We start from the raw sequence: 22175 nt of genomic DNA on the forward strand, positions 1-22175 counted from the left end.
GGTTCCGGGCGGCCGCACGACCTGAGGGTGCCGGAAGGACCCGCAGGGCTCCTTCCGGCACCGGAGCGTCAGGTCTTGATCAGGGTCACCTGCACCGTCTCACCCGGGCTCTGACCTGCCGCGTTGGCAAACCCGACAGTGAACGTCACGTCGAGCCGACCGGTCTTGACCAGCGTCTGCCGGTACGCGGGTGCCACCGTCACCGTCACCGTCACCGTGTTCGCCTTCGCCACCTGCCGGCTGACCGCGTTGACCTTCTCCCCGCTGAGGGTGAGGGTCCCGGCCGTGTTGACCGTCGCGGTGAGCGTCGCCGTACCCGAGGTGGGGTCGGCCTGCACCGACCCGATCTGTACGGTCGGGGCCGGGGTCGCCGGGTCGACCGTGCCGACGACCGGCTTGGACAGCGTCGACTGGCCGGACGAGTCGACCACCATCGCCTGGAACCTGACCTGCTTGCCGGCGTCCTTCGCCGCCGGGGTCCAGTCGAACAGGTAGGGGGCAGTGGTGGCCGTGCCGACCAGGCTGCCGTTGACGAACAGGCTCGTCGAGGCGATGGCGTGGTCGTCGGTGCCCCGGATCAGCGGGTGCACGGTCGTCCCGACCTGGAACACCGCGCCGCGTCCCGGGTCGGCCACCTCGGCCGAGGGCGCGGCGTCGACGACCCGGCCCACCGTGGTCGGTACCGCTGGTGGCGGCGTCGGCCGGCGCTTGGTGACGGTGACCGTGGCGCTGCCCGTGCTGTCCGCGCCGGAGACCGCCTCGACGCCGGTGGCCGGGACCGCCGGTCCGCCCGGCACCGGTTGCCCGCTGCCGAGGTAGCTGCCGGTCAGCGCGAACGGGGCGCCCTCACGTACGGCGGTGTTGTCGGCGTTGGCGTTGTAGACGGCGAACCCGTTGCCGGTGAGGACGTTACGGAAGCCGGTGAGCGCCCCGGCGGTCTCGGTGCCGGCGTCGGTGAGCAGGATGCCGTACGACCGCTGGGGTGCGGGCGGGTAGTAGTTCCCGGTGATCCGGCTGGTGTTCACGAAACCGTCCGTCCCGCCGGTGTACGCGATGCCGGTCTGCGGGAACCGGCTGTTCGGCTCGCCGGTGACCACGGTGTCGGTCACGTACCCGTGCTGGCGGATGCCGGAGCGGACGGTGGTGTCCGGGGTGCCGTCGCGGCCCCGCGCGCCGTCGAAGAGGATGCCGCCGGACTGGTAGCCGCTGACCACGCTGCCGGTGACGGTCAGCTCGCTCTCGACGGTGCCGGTGCCCGCCCCCCGGATGATGCCGGTCTTGACGATGCCCCAGCCGTGCGGGTGCGCGGCCAGTTCCTCGTCGGTGGTCGCCACCCGCAGCGGGCCGACGACGCTGTCGGCGACCCGGCCGGCCGCGCCGAAGAACGCGATGCCCGCCTCGGCCCAGACGTCGCCCGAGGTCACCGTCACGCCGGAGAGGTCGAGGAACATCTCGTTGGTGTCGGTCGAGCCGAGCGACTGCCGGGACACGGTGATCACGTTGCCGCCGCCGTCGCGCAGGTACGGCTGGTCGCCTGCCAGGTTCCCCAGCGACTGGTCCGGCTTGATGGTCACCTTGTCCGCGCCGGCCCCCTTGATCTTCAGCGGCTTGGTGATGGTCAGGCCGTTGCGCGCGCCGCTCTGCACCGGGTTGGACGCGTGGTTCACCGGCGTCGACGACTCCCGGTAGACGCCCGCGCACACCACGATGGTGTCCCACGGCGAGGCGAAGTCGACGGCGGTCTGGATCGACGTGAACGAGGCGTTCGGGCACTGCTTCCGGTCGTCGTCGACCGTCCACGTGGTGTTGCCCTGCGGGTTCGCCACCGGGTCGACGAGCGCGACGTTGCCCGGGGTGTTGTCGTAGCCGGCGAGATAGGTCGCCGGGTCGGGGCCGCCGAGGGCGGACGGGCCGTGGCCCGCGCCGTCGGCCCGGTCGCCGTCCGACAGGAGCTGCGCCCCCGCGTCGGATTCCTGGAAGCGTACGTCGGCCAGCTCGATCGAGCCGGACTTCGGCATGTCGCCCACCCCGAACCGGAGTTCCAGCTTCGCCAGCGCGCCGACGTCCACACCCTGCGCCGCGAACTCGGCGAGCGGGACGCGGATCTGGTCGAGGACGATGTGGGTGTTCGGGGTGTTCGTGCCGGTCGACATGTGCAGGGCGTTGCCCCAGCGGGGGTCACCGGCGTCGACGGTCCCCTCCCGGCCGGCGGCGTCGCGCAGCGCGATCACGAACCGCTGGGTGGTTGAGGCCGGGTCGTACGACGTGGGTTTCTCGTTGGGCCAGACCGGGTTGGTCGGCGTGCCGTTGACGGTGGTGTCCCGGGTGTTGTCGCCCCGGTTGTCGGCACCCGGGTTGCGGGTGTCGAAGAAGTTCACGGCGGCGCTCAGCGCCAGCGCCTTCAGGTGCCGTACGTCACCGGACGCGGCCGGGATCGCGGCGGTCAGCGACGCGGCCGAGCCCGGCTCCCAGGCGAGGGTGAGCTGGCGACCGTAGGAGTGGTTGATGGGGCTGTTCTCCCGGGTGCCGTTCTGCCCGCCGAGCGCGCCCGCCGCCGGCAGTGGGCAGGGCTTGGCGGCGGCCGGCAGCCCGGTCTTCCCGAGCTGCGCCGGGGCGAAGTCCTGCGGCTCCGGGTTGCACCAGTCGTACCCGCCGGGGGTGCTCGCCGGTTTCGGGGTGACCCCGGCGGCCTGCGCGTACGGGTCGGCGAAGCCGCTGCCGGTCAGGGTTCCACCGAGGGCGTTACGGGTCAACGGGTTGGCCACCTCAGGCCGGATCACGTCCACCCGCTCCTGCGGGGCGGCGAAGTAGCTGGTGTTGACCCGCTCGTTGCATCCGATCGCGGTGCCGGACGGACTGGTCGGGCAGGCCGACGCCGGTACTTGGAGGCCACCCGGGGTGTTCGCCAGCTCACCTGTCAGGTAGGGCTGGAACGCGCCCTCGCCGCCGACGTAGCGGCGGAAGAACGCCGCCATCGTCGCCAGCCCCAGCTTCTCCTGGTCGCCCATCCGCGCCGGGTCACCGGAGAACTTGGTGTTCACGGCGGGGTTCAGCGGGTCGGAGTTGTCGATGGCGTAGTTCAGGGCCGGGTCAGTGTAGCTGGCCGCGCCGCTGAGCCGCAGGTTGTGCGGGTGGATGTTGTTGGTCGCGAACGGTGCGGAGTTGCCGCACGCGGCGTCGTTGTTGGCCTGGCCGTCCGCGCCGCCGTCGGCGTACCAGACGGTGTTGTACCAGTTGTGGATCGCGCCGAGGTGCTCCACCTGGATGCGGGGGAAGGGGTCGCCCGGGTTGACGTACTGGCTGCGCTCGAACAGCCGCGCGCCCTGGAGGTTGGAGACGTCGCCGTCGCACATCGGCAGGATCGTCAGGTACGGCATCCCGTACGGGGCCTTGCGCTCGTAGTCCACGGGCGCGAGCGAGATGACCCCGCGCAGCGGGTAGCGCGGGCCGTCGGTGCGGATGCGGTTGTAGTCGATGAAGCTGGACACCGCGTCACCGCCGCGCGAGTGGCCCATCAGGCCGATGCGGGTCAGGTCGAGGCGACCGGCGAGCGTGGTGCCGACGGTGGTGTGCCCGTCGACCGGCAGCCCGCCGGGGCGGTTCGCCGCGCTCAGCGCGTCCAGGGTCGCGGCGATGAGCATCCGGCGGCTGTGCATGCCCTTGCCCTTGTTGCCGTCCTGCCGCATCATCAGCTGGTCCTGGGACACCGAGAAGGTGGTGTAACCCCAGGTGGCGAGGTTCTCGGCGAGGTAGGCGTAGCCGTTCTCGTTGTGCTTGAACTGGGCGCAGGTGAGTTGGGCGGTGTCCTGACCGGAGTCGCACGAGCCGTGGTTGCCGTGCACCAGCACGAGCACCGGCGACGGCGTGGTGCGTCGGGTGAAGTCCGGGGTGTGAAGCTGGCCCCGGATCTCGATCCGTTCCGGGGCCTGTGCGGTCCCGGCCGTCGGGTCGGCACCCGAGGAGTTCGGTTCCTGGATGCCGGCGAGGCCGAGTTTGGCCTCCTGGACGGCCCGGTGGCCGAAGGGACCACGGGCCGTCGGGTCGGGTAGGTCGGTCGTGGACGCCGGGGGCGGCGCGACCGTGGTGGGTGTCGCCGCGGTGGCCGGCCCCGCCAGGGCCACCGGGGCCGTCACCGAGAGGAGCACGCGCGTGCTCCTCGATGTTCGTACCTTCAAAGGTTTCTCCTCGGAGCGAGATTGAGCGTTCAACGGTCGCGAACGCTAACCAGCCCTCGTTTCTCCGAGGTTTCCGTCGACGGCTGTTTTCCGGTTGATCGAATACTGCCCCCACCAGGGGATTTGTGCCCACGGCGGCACTCTCGCGGCAACTCGGTCACCGAAGGCTCCGACCCTCTCGGCAGCGCGTTTCCGGGCCCGTCGTGAGTGGGTTTCGCGCTACCGAGAGTGACGTCGGCACGGGATAACGGATGGGTTGCTAACCACCCAACGCGGTGATCAAGGGCAATTAGTGCGCCGCCGTGTGGACGCGGCCAAGGGGCGCAATACGGACAGGTGTCCGATATGCCGGAGCGATCCGCGCGAATTTTTCCTGCTGAGTGACCAGACAGTGATGCAATCGAAACATGACTATTGGTGGCGAGGTCCGGAGCCGGTAGCATCCATATTCGTGACAGCCGTTGGCCGGCATTGTGCCGGCGGCGTCACGAGTGGCTGTCGACCATTTGGTCGAATGCTGCCCAGGATCTGCCGGCCCCGGTACCGGGCAACTGTGGCCGAGCGGTCCGTCCCGCTTTCGGCTCGCTGCGGAGTCGTGTGAACGGTGGCCGGTGCCCCGATTCGACCGGGCCCCGATCTGGAAACAAACATTAATGGCGGCTGCGCCAGAACGAGGGAGAAATGGTTGCCATCCGGCAGGTCTCGGCGGACCAGAACAGCGAGTTGGCCGCCTGCGTCAAAGCCTGGCGGCACCGGCTTCCGCCGGATGACCACCAGGTCGCCCGGAGGCGTCGGGGACGCCGGTCCAACGTCACCCAGGAGGAGGTCGCGGAACTGGTCGGGGTGAGCGTCGTCTGGTACAGCAACCTCGAACGCGGCGTACGCGCCAACTACTCCGACGCCTTCCTCGACGCCGTCGCCGGGACGCTGCGACTCGACCGGCACGAGCGGGAACTGCTGTACCTCCTGGCGATCGGCCGGATGCCCTCACCCGCGCCGGCCGGCACCTCCCCGACCGTCCTCGGCACCGCCCTGCGCCAGTTCGTCGAGGGGCAACGCTGGGCAACCTACGTGCTGGACCGGTACGCGCGGGTGGTGCTGCACAACGAGGTGTGCGAGTCCTACTATCCCTGGCTGCGCACCGATCCCAGCTATCCACGCTGGCTGTTCACCGACGCGGACGCCCGGCGGCGGCTGGTCAACTGGGACACCGACTGGGCGGCGCCGCTGCTCACCCAGATGCGCATCGCCCAGGCGCTGCACCCGCAGGACACCGGGATCGCCGCGCTCGTCGACGCCTGCCTTCAGACCAGTCCCGAGGCCCGTTGCCTGTGGGCCGCCCACCCCCCGTCCGGGCGTACCATGCGGTCGCGGCGCGGCATCCGGCTGGCCAGCGACCACCGTACGACCCTGGTCGACGTGGTCACCCTCACCGACCCGAGCACGAGCGACCTGCAGATCGTGTCGCTGATTCCGGTGGCCGAAGCCGCGTAGCCGCCGTTCCCGCATCCCGCCGCCGTAGGGGAATTGCACCCCGGCCGGTCCGGTCCTGTGTCCGCGCTGACGGGCCCCAACTGTCAGTTTAGGAAAGTGGCAATTTCTGGCCGCCACCCGCACCGCCGGGCAGGATTCTCCACGCCGCTTCCGGAGGCTTTGTGGACTCCTGCGGCCATCGATGCGGACCGGAGGCGGACATGAATCCTTTCGACGATGCGGACGGCACGTTTCTGGTGCTGGTGAATGCGGAGGCGCAGCACTCGCTGTGGCCGGAATTCGCCGAGGTGCCGGCGGGCTGGACCGTGGCATGGGGACCGGGCGACCGGGACGGCGCGCTTCGGTACGTGGAGGAGAACTGGCAGGACATGCGGCCGAGAAGCCTCGCTCTCGCGATGGCTCGGGCCGATGACGCCACCCTTCGTAGCGAGTAACAGCACCCATTCGCCGTGGCGCAGCAGGTGCACCTTCTGTCAGGAGAGTTTCGTATGGCTGAGGACAATCGGCGCTGGCCGTTGAGCAGCGAGCAGCAGCGGCTGTGGTTCCTCGACCGGCTGACGCCGGCGAGTGCCGCGTACCACGTCCCGGTCTCGTGGCGGTTGCGGGTCGACGTGCCGCTGTCGGCGGTCGTCGCCACCGTCGGCCGCCTGCTGGCCCGGCACGACGCGTTGTTCCTGGCCTTCGACGAGGTCGACGGTGAGCCCGTGCAGCGGCTGGTGTCCACCCGCGAGGTTCCCCTGACGGTCCACGACCTCACCGACCACCCCGCCGCCGAGCGCGACGCGCGCAGCGCCGAGGTGGTCCGGGAGGTGTCCCGCGCCCCGTTCGACCTGCGCGTCGGGCCCCTGGTCCGGGCGGCCGTCTTCACGGTCGACGGCCAGGTGCGGCTGCTCCACCTGACCTTCCACCACATCGCCGTCGACGGCCTCTCCCTGGAGATCGTCGAACGCGAACTCGCCGCCGGCCTGTGCGCCGCCGCCGACGCTGCCGGCCCCGCCGACGCTGCCGGACAGAGCGACGCTGCCGGACAGAGCGACGCCGCCGGACAGAGCGACGCCGTCGGCTCGGGCGACGCCGTCGGGGCCGGTGCCACCGGTGGGTCGGGGGACGCCGCCGGGTCGGCCGTGCCGGCCTACGTCGAGCACTGCCTCCGGCAGCAACGGTGGTTGGCCGGGCCGCAGGCGCAGCGGGAACTCGACAGCCGCGTGGCGCAGTTGCGGGGCGCGCCGGAGCTGCTCGAACTCGGGCGCGACCGGAACCGGCCCCGGGACTTCAGCTACCGCGGCGAGACCCTGCGGTTCACGGTGCCGCCGCAGCTCCGCGACCGGGTGCGGGACCTGGCCGGCCGGCACGGGGTGACGCCGTACGTGGTGCTGCTGGCGGCCTTCACGGTCTTCCTGCACCGGCAGACCGGCCAGACCGACGTGGTCGTCGGTTCGCCGGTCGCCGGCCGGGGGGACAGCCGGTTCCTGGACGTGGTCGGATTGTTCGCCGGCACGATGGTGTCCCGTACCGACCTGAGCGGCGAACCGACGTTCGGAACCGTCGTGGCGCGTACCCAGGAGTCGGTGCTGGCCGCCCTGGAACACCTGGACGTGCCGTTCGACCACCTGGTCAACCAGCTGGTGCCGCAGCGGGTGCCGAGCCACGGCCCGCTCGTGCAGGTGCTGTTCGCGTTCCACGAGAACGGGCCGGGTGCGGTCGGCGGGTCGTTCCTGAGCCGCGAGTTCGTGTCGACGGACACCGCGAAGCTGGACCTCACGTTCACCGTCTACGACGTCGCCGGCCGGTACGACGTCGAGATCGAGTACTGCACGGACCTGTTCCTGCGCGCCACGGTCGAGTACTTCTTCCGGCACTGGTCGAGTCTGCTGGGCAGCGCCCTCGACCGGCCCGACCTGGCGATCGGGCAGCTCGCGGCGGTGGACGACACCGAGCGGGCGCTGGTGCGGTCCTGGACCACACCGTCCCCGGTGGACCTTCCCGACGGTGAGTTGGTGCATGAGTTGGTGGGTCGGTGGGTGGGTGTGTCGCCGGGTGCGGTGGCGGTGGTGTGTGGGGAGGTGGTGTTGACGTATGGGGAGTTGGGGGTGTTGTCGGATCGGGTGGCGGGGTTGTTGCGGGGGTTGGGTGTGGGTGGTGGTGGGTTGGTGGGGGTGTGTGTGGGGCGGTCGGTGGATGCGGTGGTGTGGTGTTTGGGGGTGTTGAAGGTTGGTGCGGCGTATGTGCCGTTGGATGTTGATTATCCGGTGGAGCGGTTGTCGTTGATGTTGGTGGATTCGGGTGTGTCGGTGGTGTTGGGGGGTTCGGGTGTGGCGGGGCGGTTGCCGTCGGGCCCGTGGCGGGTGGTGGAGATCGATCCGGACGGCCCGGAGCCGGACGCCGCGCAGGCGGCCGGATCGCCGGTGGCCGGGGAGGTGCCGGACCCCGTGGTGACGGGGGACAGTGCGGCGTACGTGATCTACACGTCGGGCTCGACCGGCCGACCCAAGGGCGTCACGGTGACCCACCGCAACGCCGCCCGGCTGTTCGCCTCGGCGGCCCGGGACTTCCGGTTCGGCCCGGACGACGTCTGGTCGATGTTCCACAGCATGTCGTTCGACGTCAGCGTCTGGGAGATCTGGGGCGCGTTGAGCACCGGCGGCCGGCTGGTCGTGGTGCCCTACTGGGTCTCCCGCAGCCCCGACGACCTGTACGCGCTGGTCCGGGACGCGCAGGTGACCGTGTTCAGCCAGACGCCGTCGGCGTTCGTCCAGTTCGAGGCCGTCGACGCCCGCCTGCGCGACCCGCTGCGGCTGCGCTACGTCATCTTCGCCGGTGAGGCGCTGGAACGCGGCTCGGTACGCCGGTGGACACAGCGGCACGCCGCGGACCGCCCCCGGCTGGTCAACATGTACGGGATCACCGAGACCACCGTGCACGACACCTTCCGCGAGATCGTGCCGGACGACCTGGACCGGGCCCTCACCCAGATCGGCCGCCCCCTGGCCGACATGGCGATCCACGTCCTGGACCGGTACCTGCGCCCCTGCCCGGTCGGCGTCACCGGGGAGATGTACGTCGGCGGTCCGGGGGTGGCCCGGGGCTACCTCGGCCAACCCGGCCTGACCGCGGGACGTTTCGTGGCGGACCCGGTGGGCGCCGAGCCGGGTGCCCGCCTCTACCGCAGCGGCGACCTGGCCCGGTGGCGTCCGGACGGGACCCTGGAGTACGCGGGCCGCGCCGACAGCCAGGTCAAGATCCGCGGCTTCCGGGTGGAGCTGACCGAGATCGAGGCGACCGCCCACCAGTTCCCCGGCGTCACCGCCGTGGCGGTCACCATCCGCCCCGACGACGCCGGGGCACCGCAGCTCATCGCGTACGTGTCGGGGGAGGCCGGGTCGGCGGTGCCGGTCGCCGACCTGCGGCGGTGGCTGGCGGACCGGCTGCCTGACTACATGGTGCCGGGGCGGTTCGTGGAGTTGGCGGCGATCCCGCTGACGCCGAGCGGCAAGACCGACCACCGGCGGCTGCCCGACCCGGACGAGGCACGCCCCGCCGGCAGCGGTGACTACGTGGCGCCGCAGGGACCGGTGGAGCGGCGGCTCGCCGAGATCTGGGTCGAGGCGCTCGGCCCGGTCCAGGTGGGCCGGCACGACAACTTCTTCCACCTGGGCGGGGACTCGATCCGCAGCATCCGGGTGCTCGGCGCGGCCCGCGCCAGCGGCATCTCCTTCGCGTTGCAGGAGCTGTTCCACCGGCCGACGGTCGCCGAACTCGCCACCGTCTGCACGGTCGTCGACCTGCCCGACGCCCCGGTACGTCGCCCGTTCGAGCTGGTCGCCGCCGCCGACCGGGCGCACCTGCCGGACGGTCTCGTCGACGCGTACCCGATGACCGCGTTGCAGGTGGGCATGGTCTACGAGATGACCCGCGACCTGGAGCGGCTGCCGTACCACAACGTCGACAGCATGAAGGTGCGGGCACCGTTCGAGGCGGACGCCTTCACCCGGGCGGTCGCCCACGTGGTACGCCGGCATCCGATCCTGCGCACGGCGCTGTCGTTGACCGACCACAGCGAGCCACTGCAACTGGTGCACGCCGAGGCGGTCCTGCCGGTCGGCGTCGACGACCTGCGTGACCTGGACGAGGCGGCGCAGGACGAGATCGTCAGGTCCTACCTGGAACACCAGCGGGTCACCCCGTTCGACCACGACCGCCCACCGTTGCTGCGGATGCACGTGCACCGCCGCTCGAACGAGGTGTTCCAGTGGACGCTGACCGAGCACCACGCCGTATTCGACGGCTGGAGCCTGCACTCCACCCTCAGCGAGATCATGCGGGTCTACCAGGGCCTACGTGCCGGCGTGGAGCCGACCGAACCGCCGTTGAGCGCGCAGTACCGCGACTTCGTCGAGCTGGAACGCGCCGCGCTGACGTCGGCGGAGACCGAGCAGTTCTGGCGCGAGCGGCTGGCCGACCCGCCGGACACCCGGCTGCTGCGCTGGCCCGACGGGCCGGTGCCGGAGCTGCCCGCCGAGACCCGCTTCACGGGCGAGTGGTGGTACGCCACCGACGCCCGCCAACGGTACGGCTCGGTCGAGACGGTGCTCAGCCCGGAACTCTGCACGGCGCTGCGGGAGCTGGCCACCCGGTGCGGCGCGTCGCTGAAGACCCTCTTCGTGGCCGCCTGCCTGCGTACCGTCGGCTACGCCACCGGCGCGACGGACGTCCTGGTCGGGGTGACCGCCAACGGCCGCCCCGAGGAGCGCGGCGGCGACGACGTCCGCGGGCTGTTCCTCAACACGCTGCCGTTCCGGCTGGTGCTGCCGGACGGCCGGTGGACCGACCTGATCGCCGAGGTGTTCGCGGCCGAACGGGACATGCTGCCGCACCGCCGCTTCCCGATGGCCGAGATGCAACGCCGGCTCGGCATGGACCAGCCGGTCAACGTCAACTTCGTCTACAACCACTTCCACGTGATGGCCGAGATGCTGTCCGACCGGGGCACCGAGATCCTCGACGGCAAGATCGGCAGCTTCTCCACCGTACGCGCCGAGCCGACGAACTTCCCGCTCAACATCGGGGTCGTCCGGGACCCGGTCTCCGACCGGGTGCTGCTGGCGATGGACTTCCACACCGACGCGGTCCGGGCCGAGCAGGTGCGGCTGCTGCGCGACTGGTTCGTGGCCGCCCTCTGGGACATGGTGACCGCTCCGGACCGCCACTACCTGCGCGAACCGCTGACGTTCGCACCGGCCCTGACGACCGCGCCCGCCCTGACGACCGCGCCGGCCCCGACGACCGCGCCGGATGCGACGACCACGCCGGACCCGAGCGCCGCGCCGGAGGCGTCGGCGGCGGACCTGGCGGCCACGAGCCCGTCCCCGGTGGACCCTGCGGCGTGGACCGACCCGGCGGCTGCGGGTGCCGGTGAGTTGGTGCATGAGTTGGTGGGGCGGTGGGTGGGTGTGTCGCCGGGTGCGGTGGCGGTGGTGTGTGGGGAGGTGGTGTTGACGTATGGGGAGTTGGGGGTGTTGTCGGATCGGGTGGCGGGGTTGTTGCGGGGGTTGGGTGTGGGTGGTGGTGGGTTGGTGGGGGTGTGTGTGGGGCGGTCGGTGGATGCGGTGGTGTGGTGTTTGGGGGTGTTGAAGGTTGGTGCGGCGTATGTGCCGTTGGATGTTGATTATCCGGTGGAGCGGTTGTCGTTGATGTTGGTGGATTCGGGTGTGTCGGTGGTGTTGGGGGGTTCGGGTGTGGCGGGGCGGTTGCCGTCGGGCCCGTGGCGGGTGGTGGAGGTGGATGCCGAGGGTTCGGCGGTGGGGGAGCAGGCCGTGCCGGTGGAGGTGCCGGCGTCGTCGGTGGTGACGGGGGACAGTGCGGCGTACGTGATCTACACGTCGGGCTCGACCGGCCGACCCAAGGGCGTCACCGTCCCGCACTCCGCGGTCACCCGGCTGCTGCACTGGGGGCGGGACTTCCTGCACGCCGGCCCCGACGACGTCTGGTCGATGTTCCACAGCATGTCGTTCGACTTCTCCGTCTGGGAGATCTGGGGTGCGTTGAGCACCGGCGGCCGGCTGGTCGTGGTGCCCTACTGGGTCTCCCGCAACCCGGAGGACTTCCACCGGCTGGTGACCGGGGCCGGGGTGACCGTGCTCAACCAGACCCCCTCGTCCTTCGCCCAGTTCGAGGAGGTCGACTCCCGGTCGGACCAGCCGCACGCGCTGCGCTGGGTGGTCTTCGGCGGCGAGGCGTTGGAACACGCGTCGGTGCGCCGCTGGGCCGCGCGGCACGGCTGGGACCGGCCCCGGCTGGTCAACATGTACGGGATCACCGAGACCACCGTGCACGTCACCGCCCGTACCCTCGGGCCGGACGACGTCGGGGACGGTCTGAGCCGGATCGGCCGCGAGGTGGCCGGGCTGACCGCCCACGTCCTCGACCCGATGCTGGTCCCCGTCCCGATCGGCGCGGTCGGCGAACTGTACGTCGGCGGGGCGCGGCTGGCCCAGGGGTACGCCGGCCGGCCGGCGCTGACCGCCGAGCGGTTCGTCGCCGACCCGTACGGCAGCCGGCCCGGTGGGCGGCTGTACCGCACCGGTGACCGGGTGCGGCTGCGCCCCGACGGCGACCTGGAGTACGCCGGCCGGGTCGACAACATGGTCAACATCCGGGGCTTCCGGGTCGAGCCCGGCGAGATCGAGGGCACCCTCGCCCGGCACCCGGCGGTCGGCGCGGCCGTGGTGACCGCCCGTACCGACGGGCCCGGACGGGTCACCCTGGTCGGCTACGTCACGCCGGCCGGCACCGCCCCCCTCACCGCCACCGAGGTACGCGAGTGGCTGCGGCACCAGCTTCCCGAGTACCTGCTGCCGGCCCGGCTCATGGTGCTCGACGCGCTGCCGCTGACGCCCACCGGGAAGGTCGACCGGGCGGCGCTGCCCGAACCCGACCTCGACGGCGCGGTCACCGGCCCGGCCGCCCGGACCCCGGCCGAACGCCTCCTCTGTGACCTCTTCGCCGAACTGCTCGGGGTGCCCGAGGTGGGCATCGACGGCAGCTTCTTCGGCCTCGGCGGCGACAGCATCATGTCCATCCAGCTGGTCAGCCGGGCCCGCCGCGCCGGCCTGCACCTCAAACCGAAGGACGTCTACCAGCAGCGCACCGTGCGCGCCCTGGCCGCCGTGGCGACCACCGTGGACGACCGGACCGTCGAACGCCCGGACGACGCGACCGGCGCGGTGCCGGTGACGCCGATCCTGGCCTGGGCCCGGGAGGAGCTGGGCGGCCCACTTGACGCGTTCAGCCAGTCGATGCTGGTCCGGGTGCCCGCCGCGACGACCGTCGACCAGGTGCGGGAGGCGTTGCAGGCGCTGCTCGACCACCATCCCGCGCTGCGGATGCGGGCCCGCACCGGGGACGGGCCGTGGGAGCTGGAGATCCCGCCCGCCGGGGCGGTACGCGCCGGGGACTGCCTGCACACCGTCGACCTGACCGACGCCACCCCGGCCGGACGCGCGACGGCCCTCGCCGACCAGGCACAGGCCGCCCGGGACCGGTTGCGTCCCGCCGACGGGGTGCTCGTGCAGGCCGTCTGGTTCCCGGCCGGCCCGCAGACCGGCAACCGGCTGCTGCTGGTCGTCCACCACTTCGCCGTCGACGGGGTGTCGTGGCGCATCCTGCTCGGCGACCTCCGGGCCGCCTGCGCCGCGCTCGGCGACGGGAGACCGCCGACGTTGGAGCCGGTGGGCACGTCCCTGCGCGGCTGGGCGCGGCAGGTCGCGGCGCTCACCGACGGACCGGTCCGTGAGGACGAACTGGCCGGCTGGGCGCGGCTGCTGGACCGGCCGGCGACGCCGCTCGGCGAGCGCCCCCTCGACCCCCGGGTCGACGTCTTCGCCCGGCTGCGCAGCCTGTCCCGCAGCGCCTCGACGGACTGCACCGCGGCCGTGCTCACCACCGCCCCGGCCGCGTACCGCACCGGGGTGGACGAGATCCTGCTGACCGCGCTGGCCCTGGCGCTGCCGCCGTGGCTGGCCCGGCGGGGCCGGGGCGGCACCGACGGGGTGCTGGTCAACCTGGAGGGGCACGGCCGCGACGGCCTGGTGCCGGACGCCGACCTGTCCCGCACCGTCGGCTGGTTCACCCGTATCCACCCCGTCCGGCTCGACCCCGGTCCGGTGGACGCCGCGCAGGTCCGCTCCGGTGGTCAGGCGGTCAGCGCCGCGGTGAAACGGATCAAGGAGCAGCTCCGCGCCCTGCCACCCGCCGGCGGGTACGGCGTGCTGCGCTATCTCGACCCGCGGACCGGCCCGGTGCTGGCCGGGATGCCGGCCCCCCAGGTGGCCTTCAACTACCTGGGCCGGTTCCCCGCCGCCGCACCTGACGACTGGGGGCCGGCCGAGGAGGGCGCGGTGCTGCGGGGCGGGGCCGATCCCCGGCACCCCGTGCCGCACGTGCTGGAGGTCGCCGCCGTCACCGTCGACGGCCCGACCGGCCCACACCTGCGGACCACCTGGTCGTGGCCGGCGGAACTGCTGGCCGAGGCCGACGTGGCCGACCTCGCGGACGACTGGCACGCCGCCCTGGCGGCGGTGGTGGCCGGCGCGACGGCACCGACCGCCGGCGGTCCCACACCGTCGGACCTGACGCTGGTCACGCTGAGTCAGGACGAGATCGACGACCTTGAGCAGGAACTGGCGGCGGAACAGGGAGCGGTGTCATGACCACGTCGAGCATCGAGGACATTCTGCCGCTGGCACCCCTGCAGGCCGGGATGATGTTCCACTCCTGGCACCAGAGCAGCGGGCCGGAGGTGCAGACCGCGCAGCTGATCCTGGACCTGCACGGTCCGCTGGACGTCGCCGCGTTGCGGGCGGCGGCGGAGGCGCTGCTGCGCCGCTACCCCAACCTGCGGGCGAGTTTCCGGGAACGCCGCTCCGGCCCACCCGTGCAGGTGGTCGTCCGCCGGCCGGAGCTGTCCTGGACGGAGGTCACCGTCGCACCGGAGGAGGACCCGGACGTCGCCCTCGCCCGGCACACCGAGGCCGACCAGGGACGGCGGTTCGACCTGCGGCGGGCCCCGCTGATCGGGTTCCGGCTGATCCGGGTCGACGGCCACCGGCACCGGCTGGTCGTCACCTACCACCACATCCTGCTCGACGGCTGGTCCACCGCCCTGCTCATCCGGGACCTGTGCTCCCTCTACGAGCAGGGCGACGTGCTGCCACCGGCCCCGTCGTACCGGGACTTCCTGGGCTGGCTGGCCGGGCGGGACCGGCCGGGCGCGGAGGCGGCCTGGCGGACGGCGCTGGCGGACCTGTCCGGGCCCACCCTCGTCGCCCCGGCCGACCCGACCCGCGTCCCGGTCTGGCCCGGCGACCTGCCTGCCGAACTCGACCCGGCGGCCACGGCGGACCTGGTGGCGTTCGCCAGGCGGCACGACCTCACCGTCAACACCCTCGTGCAGGGCGCGTGGGCGCTGCTGATCGGCCAGCTCACCGGGCGCGACGACGTGACGTTCGGCGCGGCGGTCTCCGGCCGGCCACCCGAGCTGCCCGGGTCCGAGAACATGGTCGGGCTGCTGATGAACGTGGTGCCGGTACGGGTCCGGCTGCGCCGCGACGAACCCCTGTCGGCGCTGCTGACCCGCCTCCAGCACGAGCAGGCGCAGCTCATCGAGCACCACCACCTGGGCCTGGCCGACATCCAGAAGGTGGCCGGGACCGGCGAGCTGTTCGACACCTGCGTCGCGTTCGAGAACTTCCCCGAGTCCGGTGAGCTGCGCTGCGGGCCGCTGCGGGTGGAGGCGGGCGCCGCCGACGCCGCCCACTACCCGCTGAGCCTGAACGCGGCGGCCGGCACCCGGCTGCGGATGCGGCTGTCGTACCGGCCCGACCTGTTCCCGGTGGGGTTCGCCCGGGGGCTGCTGCGCCGGTTCACCCGGCTGCTGACCGACCTGCCCACCCTGCTCGGGATGCGTACCGGTCGGCTCGACCTGCTCGACGTGCCCGAGCGGCTCCGGCTGTCGACCCAGGGCCGCAACCCCGACCCGGTGCCGGTGGCGACCCTGCCGGCCCTGGTCGAGGCGTGGGCGGCCCGCACGCCCGACGCGGTCGCCGTGCGCTGCGGGGCGGACCGGCTGACGTACGGGGGGTTGAACGCGCGGGCGAACCGGCTCGCCCACGCCCTGATCGCCCGGGGGATCGGCCCGGAGCAGCTCGTCGCGCTGGTGCTGCCGCGCGGGGTGGACCTGGTCACCGCGATCCTCGCGGTGACCAAGGCGGGCGCCGGGTACCTGCCGGTCGACCCGGACTACCCGGGTCCGCGCGTCGCGCAGATGCTCGCCGACGCCGCGCCGGCCGGCGTGGTGTTCGCCGGGGCGGACGCCGCGCCGACGGCCCACGCCGCCGCCGAGGCCGCCGACCTGCCCCGGATCGACCTCGACGACCCGGCGCTGCTCGCCGAGCTGTCCGGCCACCCGGACCGCGACCCCACCGACCGGGACCGCCGCACCCCGCTGCTGCCGACTCACCCGGCGTACGTGATCTTCACCTCCGGGTCCACCGGACGGCCGAAGGGCGTCGTCGTCACCCACCAGGGCGTCAGCAGCCTCTCCGCCACCCAGGCCGACCGGCTCGGCGTGGACGGTCGGGCCCGCGTCCTCCAGTTCGCCTCACCCAGCTTCGACGCCTCCTTCTGGGAACTGTGCATGGCGTTGACCTCGGGTGCGGCCCTCGTCGTACCTACCGAACGGCTGCTCGTCGGCGACCTGCTCGCCGACTTCGTCCGGGCCCACGGGATCACCCACGCGACGCTGCCCCCGGCGGTGCTCACCCCGCTGGCCGCGCAGCCCCTGCCCACCCTGCGTTCCCTGGTGCTGGCCGGCGAGGCGTGCCCCGCCGAACTGGTGACCCGCTGGGCGGAGGGCCGTCGCATGGTCAACGCGTACGGCCCGACGGAGACGACGGTCTGCGCCACCATGAGCGCCGACCTGCGCGCCGACCGGGCCGGGTCCGGGGCCGCCGTGCCCATCGGCCGCCCGGTCCGCAACTGCCAGGTGTACGTCCTCGACGACGCCCTGCGGCTGGTCCCCGCCGGGGTGGCCGGTGAACTGTACGTCTCCGGCCGGGCCCTGGCCCGGGGCTACCTGCGTCGGCCGGGGCTGACCGCGACCCGGTTCCTGGCCGACCCGTACGCGGGGCCGGGGGAGCGGATGTACCGCACCGGTGACCTGGTGCGCTGGCGTCCCGACGGCGAGCTGGAGTTCGTCGGCCGGGTGGACGACCAGGTGAAGGTGCGCGGGCACCGGATCGAACCGGGCGAGGTGGAGGCGGTGCTGACCCGGCACGACACGGTCGCCCAGGCGGCGGTGGTCGTCCGGGAGGTGGGCGCGGGGGGCCGGCAGCTCGTCGGCTACCTGGTGGGCCCGCCGGACGGCCCCGCCCCCGACCCGGCCACCGTCCGCGCCTTCGTCGCCGGCCAGCTGCCCGAGTACATGGTGCCGAACGTCCTGGTGCCTCTGGCGGCCCTGCCGCTGAACCGCAACGGCAAGGTCGACCGGGCGGCCCTGCCCGCACCCGACCAGGAGCCGACGACCGTCGCCGACCAGCCGGGCACCGCCACCGAGAAGCTGCTGTGCGACCTGTTCGCCGAGGTGCTGGGGGTGCCGACGGTCGGCGTCACGGACAGCTTCTTCGGCCTCGGCGGCGACAGCATCTCGTCGATCCAGCTGGTCAGCCGGGCGCAGAGCGAGGGGCTGGCCATCCGGCCCCGGGACGTCGTCGCGCACCCGACCGTCGCCCGGCTCGCCGCCGTCGCCGACCTGGCCGCCGACCACGGCCGGGACGCCGCCGTCAGCCGCGCCGACGACGGGGTGGGCGAGTTCGAGCCGACGCCGATCATGGAGTGGCTGCGGGCGGCCGGCGGACCGGTCGACGGCTACTACCAGTCCATGGTGGTCCCGGTCCCCGCCGACCTCACCGAACCGGATCTCCGGGCCGCCCTGCAGGCGGTGCTCGACCGGCACGACACGCTGCGGATGCGGCTGGACCGGCCGTCCTGCCCCGACGGCCCGTGGCGGCTGGACGTGACGCCGGCAGGCAGCGTACCGGCCGCGTCGGTGCTGACCCGGGTGCCCGTCGATCCGGACACGCCGGAGCCGGACCGCCGCCGGATCGTCGCCGACCACGCGGCGGCGGCCCAGGCCCGGCTCGCGCCGGGTGCGCGGATGATGCTCCAGGCCGTCTGGTTCGACGCCGGCCCCGGGCACCGGGGCCGGCTGCTGCTGGCCGCCCACCACCTCGCCGTCGACGCGACGTCCTGGCGGATCCTGCTGCCCGACCTGGCCGCCGCGTGGGCGGCCGTGTCCGCCGGTGGACGGCCCGAGCTGGCCCCGGTCACCACCTCGTACCGGCGGTGGTCGACGCTGCTGGGCGAGGAGGCGACCCGACCGGCGCGCAGCGCCGAACTGGACCTGTGGCGCGGGATGCTCGCCGAGCCCCCGCCGCCGGTCGGCACCCGTGCCCTGGACCCGGCCCGGGACACCGCCCGGACCGCCCGTTCGCTGGCGCAGACCGTCCCGGTGGAGCTGTCGGCGGCGCTGCTGCGCCGGGTCCCGGACGCGCTGCACGCCGGGGTGGACGAGGTGCTGCTGGCCGCGCTGACCGTCGCGGTCGCGTCGGGTCGGCCGGGCGGGCTGCTGGTCGACGTCGAGAGCCACGGCCGCGAACCGCTGGCCGACCACGTCGACGTCGCCCGTACCGTCGGCTGGTTCACCAGCCTGTACCCGGTGCGGCTGGACCCGGGGGCGGTGGACTGGGCGCAGGTGTGGGCCGCCGGGCCCGCCGTCGGCACCGTCGTGCGGCGGGTCAAGGAGCAGCTCCGCGCGGTGCCCGACCACGGCATCGGGTACGGGCTGCTGCGCTACCTGAACCTGGCCACCGGCCCCGAACTCGCCGGACTGGGCCGCCCGCAGCTCGGCTTCAACTACCTGGGCCGGCTCGGTGGCGGCACGTCCGAGGCGGACTGGACCCCCGTACCGCAGGACGCCCTCGGCGGTGACGTCGACGCGGACATGCCGCTGCCGCACGCGGTGTCGCTGAACGCCGTCACCGTGGACCTCGCCGACGGTCCGCAGCTGCGGGCCACCTGGACCTGGGCCGGTGACGCCGTGCCCGAGGCCCGGGTCCGCGAGCTGGCCGACGGGTGGCTGCGCGCGCTGCAGGTGCTGGCGGACAGCACCGCGACCCCGGCGGTGGGCCGGATCCCCTCCGACTTTCCGCTGGTCACGATCGGTCAGGGGGAGCTGGACACGATCTCGGCCGAGCATCCCCGGCTGACCGACCTGCTGCCGCTGGCCCCGTTGCAGGAGGGCATCCTCTACCACGCCACGTACGCCGGGACCGGCGCGGACGTCTACACCGCCCAGCTGACCCTGGAGCTGACCGGCCGGCTGGACCCGGCGGCCCTGCACCGGGCCGCCCGGGACCTGCTGACCCGGCACCCGCACCTGGGTGCGGCGTTCCGGCAGCGGCTCACCGGCCCCCCGGTGCAGGTGATCGGCGACGGCGTCGAGCTGCCCTGGCAGGAGGTCGACCTGTCGGCGCTGCCCGCTCCGCAGGCGCAGGCCGAGGCCGCCCGCATCGCCGTCACCGAACGGCGTCGACGCTTCGACCCGGCCCGGCCGCCGCTGCTGCGGTTCAGCCTGGTCCGCCTGGGTGCCGAGCGGTACCGCCTCGACTTCACCCACCACCACATCCTGCTCGACGGCTGGTCGCTGTCGCTCGTCGTCCGCGACCTGATCGCGCTCTACGAGCACCACCGGGGGGCCGCCGCCCCGCCGCCGCCGGTGCCGTTCCGCAGCTATCTGGACTGGGTGGCCCGGCAGGACCGGCCGGCCGCCGAGGCGGCGTGGCGCACGGCGCTGGCCGGGCTGGCCGAACCGACCCTGCTGGCCGGGCCGGGTGCCGCCCACCCGACGGCGCTGCCCCGCGACCTCGACGTCGAGCTGGACGAGGGGCTGACGGCGGCACTGACCGCCCTGGCCCGGGAGCGGGGCGTCACGGTGAACACCGTGCTCCAGGCCGCCTGGGGGGTGCTGCTCGGTTACCTGACCGGGCGCACCGACGTGGTGTTCGGGATGCCGGTGGCGGGCCGCCCGCCGGAGCTGCCCGGCGTCGCGACGATGGTGGGGCTGTTCCTCAACACGCTGCCGGTACGGGTACGGACCGGCCCCGGGGAGGCGTTCGGCGACCTGCTGACCCGGCTGCACGGTGAGCAGTCCGCGCTGGTGCCGCACCAGTACCTGGGGCTGGGCGCGGTGCAGCGGCTCGCCGGCACCCCCGGCACCCTCTTCGACACCCTGTACGTCTTCGAGAACTACCCGGTCGCGCTGGACGGCACCCCGGCCCTGGGCGAGGCCCGGATCACCGACGTGCAGGGCCGCGACGCCACCCACTACCCGCTCGCCGTGGTGGTGCTCCCCGGGGCCCGGATGCGGATCCGCCTCAGCCACCAGCCGGACCTGGTCTCCCCGGCGACCGCCGACGCGGTGCTGGAACGGTTGCGGGCGCTGCTGGCGGCGGTCGTCGCCGACCCGGGCGTCCCGGTGGCCCGGCTGTCCCCGCTCACCGGGGCGGACCGGCGGCTGCTCGCCGAGGCCAACGACACGACCGTCCCGCCGGCCCGGACCGACCCGGACACCCTGGTCGGCCGGTTCGAGGCGCAGGTGCGACGCACCCCGGACGCGGTCGCCGTCCACGACGGCGACGGGGAGCTGAGCTACGCCGACCTGGACGCCGCCGCCAACCGGCTGGCCCACCTGCTGATCGGCCGCGGCGTCGGCCCGGAACGGGTGGTGGCCGTCGCGCTGCCCCGCTCCACGGCCAGCCTGGTGGCGATCCTCGCCACGGTCAAGACGGGTGCCGCGTACCTGCCGGTGGACCCGGATTACCCGGCGGCGCGGCGGGCCCTGATGGTCAGCGACAGCGGGGCCGACTGCGTGCTGACGACCGGGGGGACCGTCGGGCAGTGGGTCGCCGCGGGCTGCCCCGCCGACCGCTGCCTCGACGTCGACGCCCCGGCCGTGGGGGAACTGCTCGCCCGGCAGCCGGCGACCGCCCCCACCGACCGGGACCGGTCCACGCCGCTGCGCGTCGGCCATCCCGCCTACGTCATCTACACCTCCGGCTCGACCGGCCGGCCCAAGGGCGTCGTCGTGCCGCACGCCGGCATCGTCAACCGGCTGGCCTGGATGCAGGACCGGTACCGGCTGACCGCCGCCGACCGGGTCCTGCACAAGACGAGCCTCAGCTTCGACGTGTCGGTGTGGGAGATGTTCTGGCCGCTGTCCACCGGCGCGGCGGTCGTCGTCGCCGACGCGGACGACCAGCGGGACCCGACCCGGCTGGCCCGGCTGATCGACAGGCAGCGGGTCACCACCGCCCACTTCGTACCGTCGGTGCTGGCCGCCTTCCTGGCCGAGCCGGTCGCCGCGCACTGTGTCGGCCTGCGCCTGGTGATCTGCAGCGGCGAGGCACTGGACCCGGAACTCGCCCACCGGTTCCACGCCACCTGCGGCGCGGACCTGCACAACCTGTACGGGCCCACCGAGGCGTCCGTGGACGTCACCCACTGGCCGGTGCCGGCGGGCGGGCGGGCGGCGTACGTGCCGATCGGGCGGCCCATCTGGAACACCCGGGTGCACGTGCTGGACGGCTTCCTGCGACAGGTGCCCCCGGGGGTGGTGGGCGACCTCTACCTGACCGGCGTCGGTCTGGCCCGGGGCTACCTGGACCGCCCCGGGCTGACCGCCGAGCGGTTCCTGGCCGACCCGTTCGGCGGGCCGGGGGAGCGGATGTACCGCACCGGGGACCGGGCGGCCTGGGACCCGGCCGGCCAGGTGGTCTTCCACGGGCGCGACGACCAGCAGGTCAAGGTGCGGGGCTTCCGCGTCGAACTGGGTGAGATCGACGCGGCGCTGGCCCGCTGCGCCGGGGTGCTGGCGGCGGCGACGGCGGTCCGCGAGGACGTGCCGGGCATCCGCCGGATCGTCGGGTACGTGGTGCCCACGCCGACCACCCCGTTCGATCCGGTCCGGTTGCGCGACGAGCTGGCCGCGAACCTGCCGGCGCACCAGGTGCCGGCGGCGTTCGTCGCGCTCGACGCGTTGCCGCTCGGGCCGACCGGCAAGCTCGACCGGGCGGCCCTGCCCGCGCCGCCGGTGCCCACGGCCGACCCGGTCGCCGCCGCGCCGCTCGACGGGCTGCCGGCCCGGCTGTGCGAGCTGTTCAGCGAGGTGCTGGGGGTGCCGGCGGGGGTCGACGACGACTTCTTCGACCTGGGCGGGGACTCGTTGACCGCGATGCGGCTGGTGCACGGCGTCGAGGCGGCGCTCGGCGTCGACCTGGAGGTCGTGGAGCTGATGGCGCACCCCACCCCCGCCCGGCTGGCCGCGCGCCTGCCCGAACCGGTGCCGGCCGCCGACTGACCCGGCCGCCCTCCCACCGACCAGCGGCCGTCCGT

The 22175-nt window shown here is 73.5% G+C and carries 5 protein-coding genes; 4 read left to right on the forward strand and 1 reads right to left on the reverse strand.

The window, feature by feature from the left end; all coding sequences use genetic code 11:
• Window positions 1-68 precede the first annotated feature (68 nt).
• Window positions 69-4145: an Ig-like domain-containing protein gene (locus tag ACN268_RS27150; RefSeq protein WP_421485746.1), complete on the reverse strand. Its 4077-nt coding sequence runs from the start codon at window positions 4143-4145 to the stop codon at window positions 69-71.
• A 711-nt stretch (window positions 4146-4856) separates the two neighbouring features.
• Between ACN268_RS27150 and ACN268_RS27155 the strand changes: the two genes are divergently transcribed.
• The 4 genes from ACN268_RS27155 (at window position 4857) to ACN268_RS27170 (ending at window position 22140) form a co-directional block, all read left to right on the forward strand.
• On the forward strand, window positions 4857-5669 hold the full coding sequence (locus ACN268_RS27155; RefSeq protein ID WP_421485747.1) for a helix-turn-helix domain-containing protein: 813 nt from the start codon (window positions 4857-4859) through the stop codon (window positions 5667-5669).
• 200 nt (window positions 5670-5869) lie between these two features.
• On the forward strand, window positions 5870-6103 hold the full coding sequence (locus tag ACN268_RS27160; protein ID WP_421485748.1) for an MbtH family protein: 234 nt from the start codon (window positions 5870-5872) through the stop codon (window positions 6101-6103).
• A 54-nt stretch (window positions 6104-6157) separates the two neighbouring features.
• Entirely contained in the window at window positions 6158-14377 is an 8220-nt protein-coding gene (locus ACN268_RS27165; protein ID WP_421485749.1) for an amino acid adenylation domain-containing protein, read from the forward strand.
• The gene (locus ACN268_RS27170; protein ID WP_421485750.1) at window positions 14374-22140 is read left to right on the forward strand and encodes an amino acid adenylation domain-containing protein; all 7767 of its coding nucleotides are present in this window, start codon (window positions 14374-14376) and stop codon (window positions 22138-22140) included. Before ACN268_RS27165 ends, ACN268_RS27170 begins: the two co-directional genes overlap by 4 nt.
• Window positions 22141-22175: the final 35 nt, after the last annotated feature.

The organism is Micromonospora sp. WMMD735, assembly GCF_049178995.1.
Lineage (GTDB): Bacteria > Actinomycetota > Actinomycetes > Mycobacteriales > Micromonosporaceae > Micromonospora > Micromonospora wenchangensis.

Coding starts and splice junctions, on each gene's coding strand:
- ACN268_RS27165 (WP_421485749.1), top strand. CDS start 6,158: ATGGCTGAGGACAATCGGCGCTGGCCGTTGAGCAGCGAGCAGCAGCGG.
- ACN268_RS27160 (WP_421485748.1), top strand. CDS start 5,870: ATGAATCCTTTCGACGATGCGGACGGCACGTTTCTGGTGCTGGTGAAT.
- ACN268_RS27155 (WP_421485747.1), top strand. CDS start 4,857: ATGGTTGCCATCCGGCAGGTCTCGGCGGACCAGAACAGCGAGTTGGCC.
- ACN268_RS27170 (WP_421485750.1), top strand. CDS start 14,374: ATGACCACGTCGAGCATCGAGGACATTCTGCCGCTGGCACCCCTGCAG.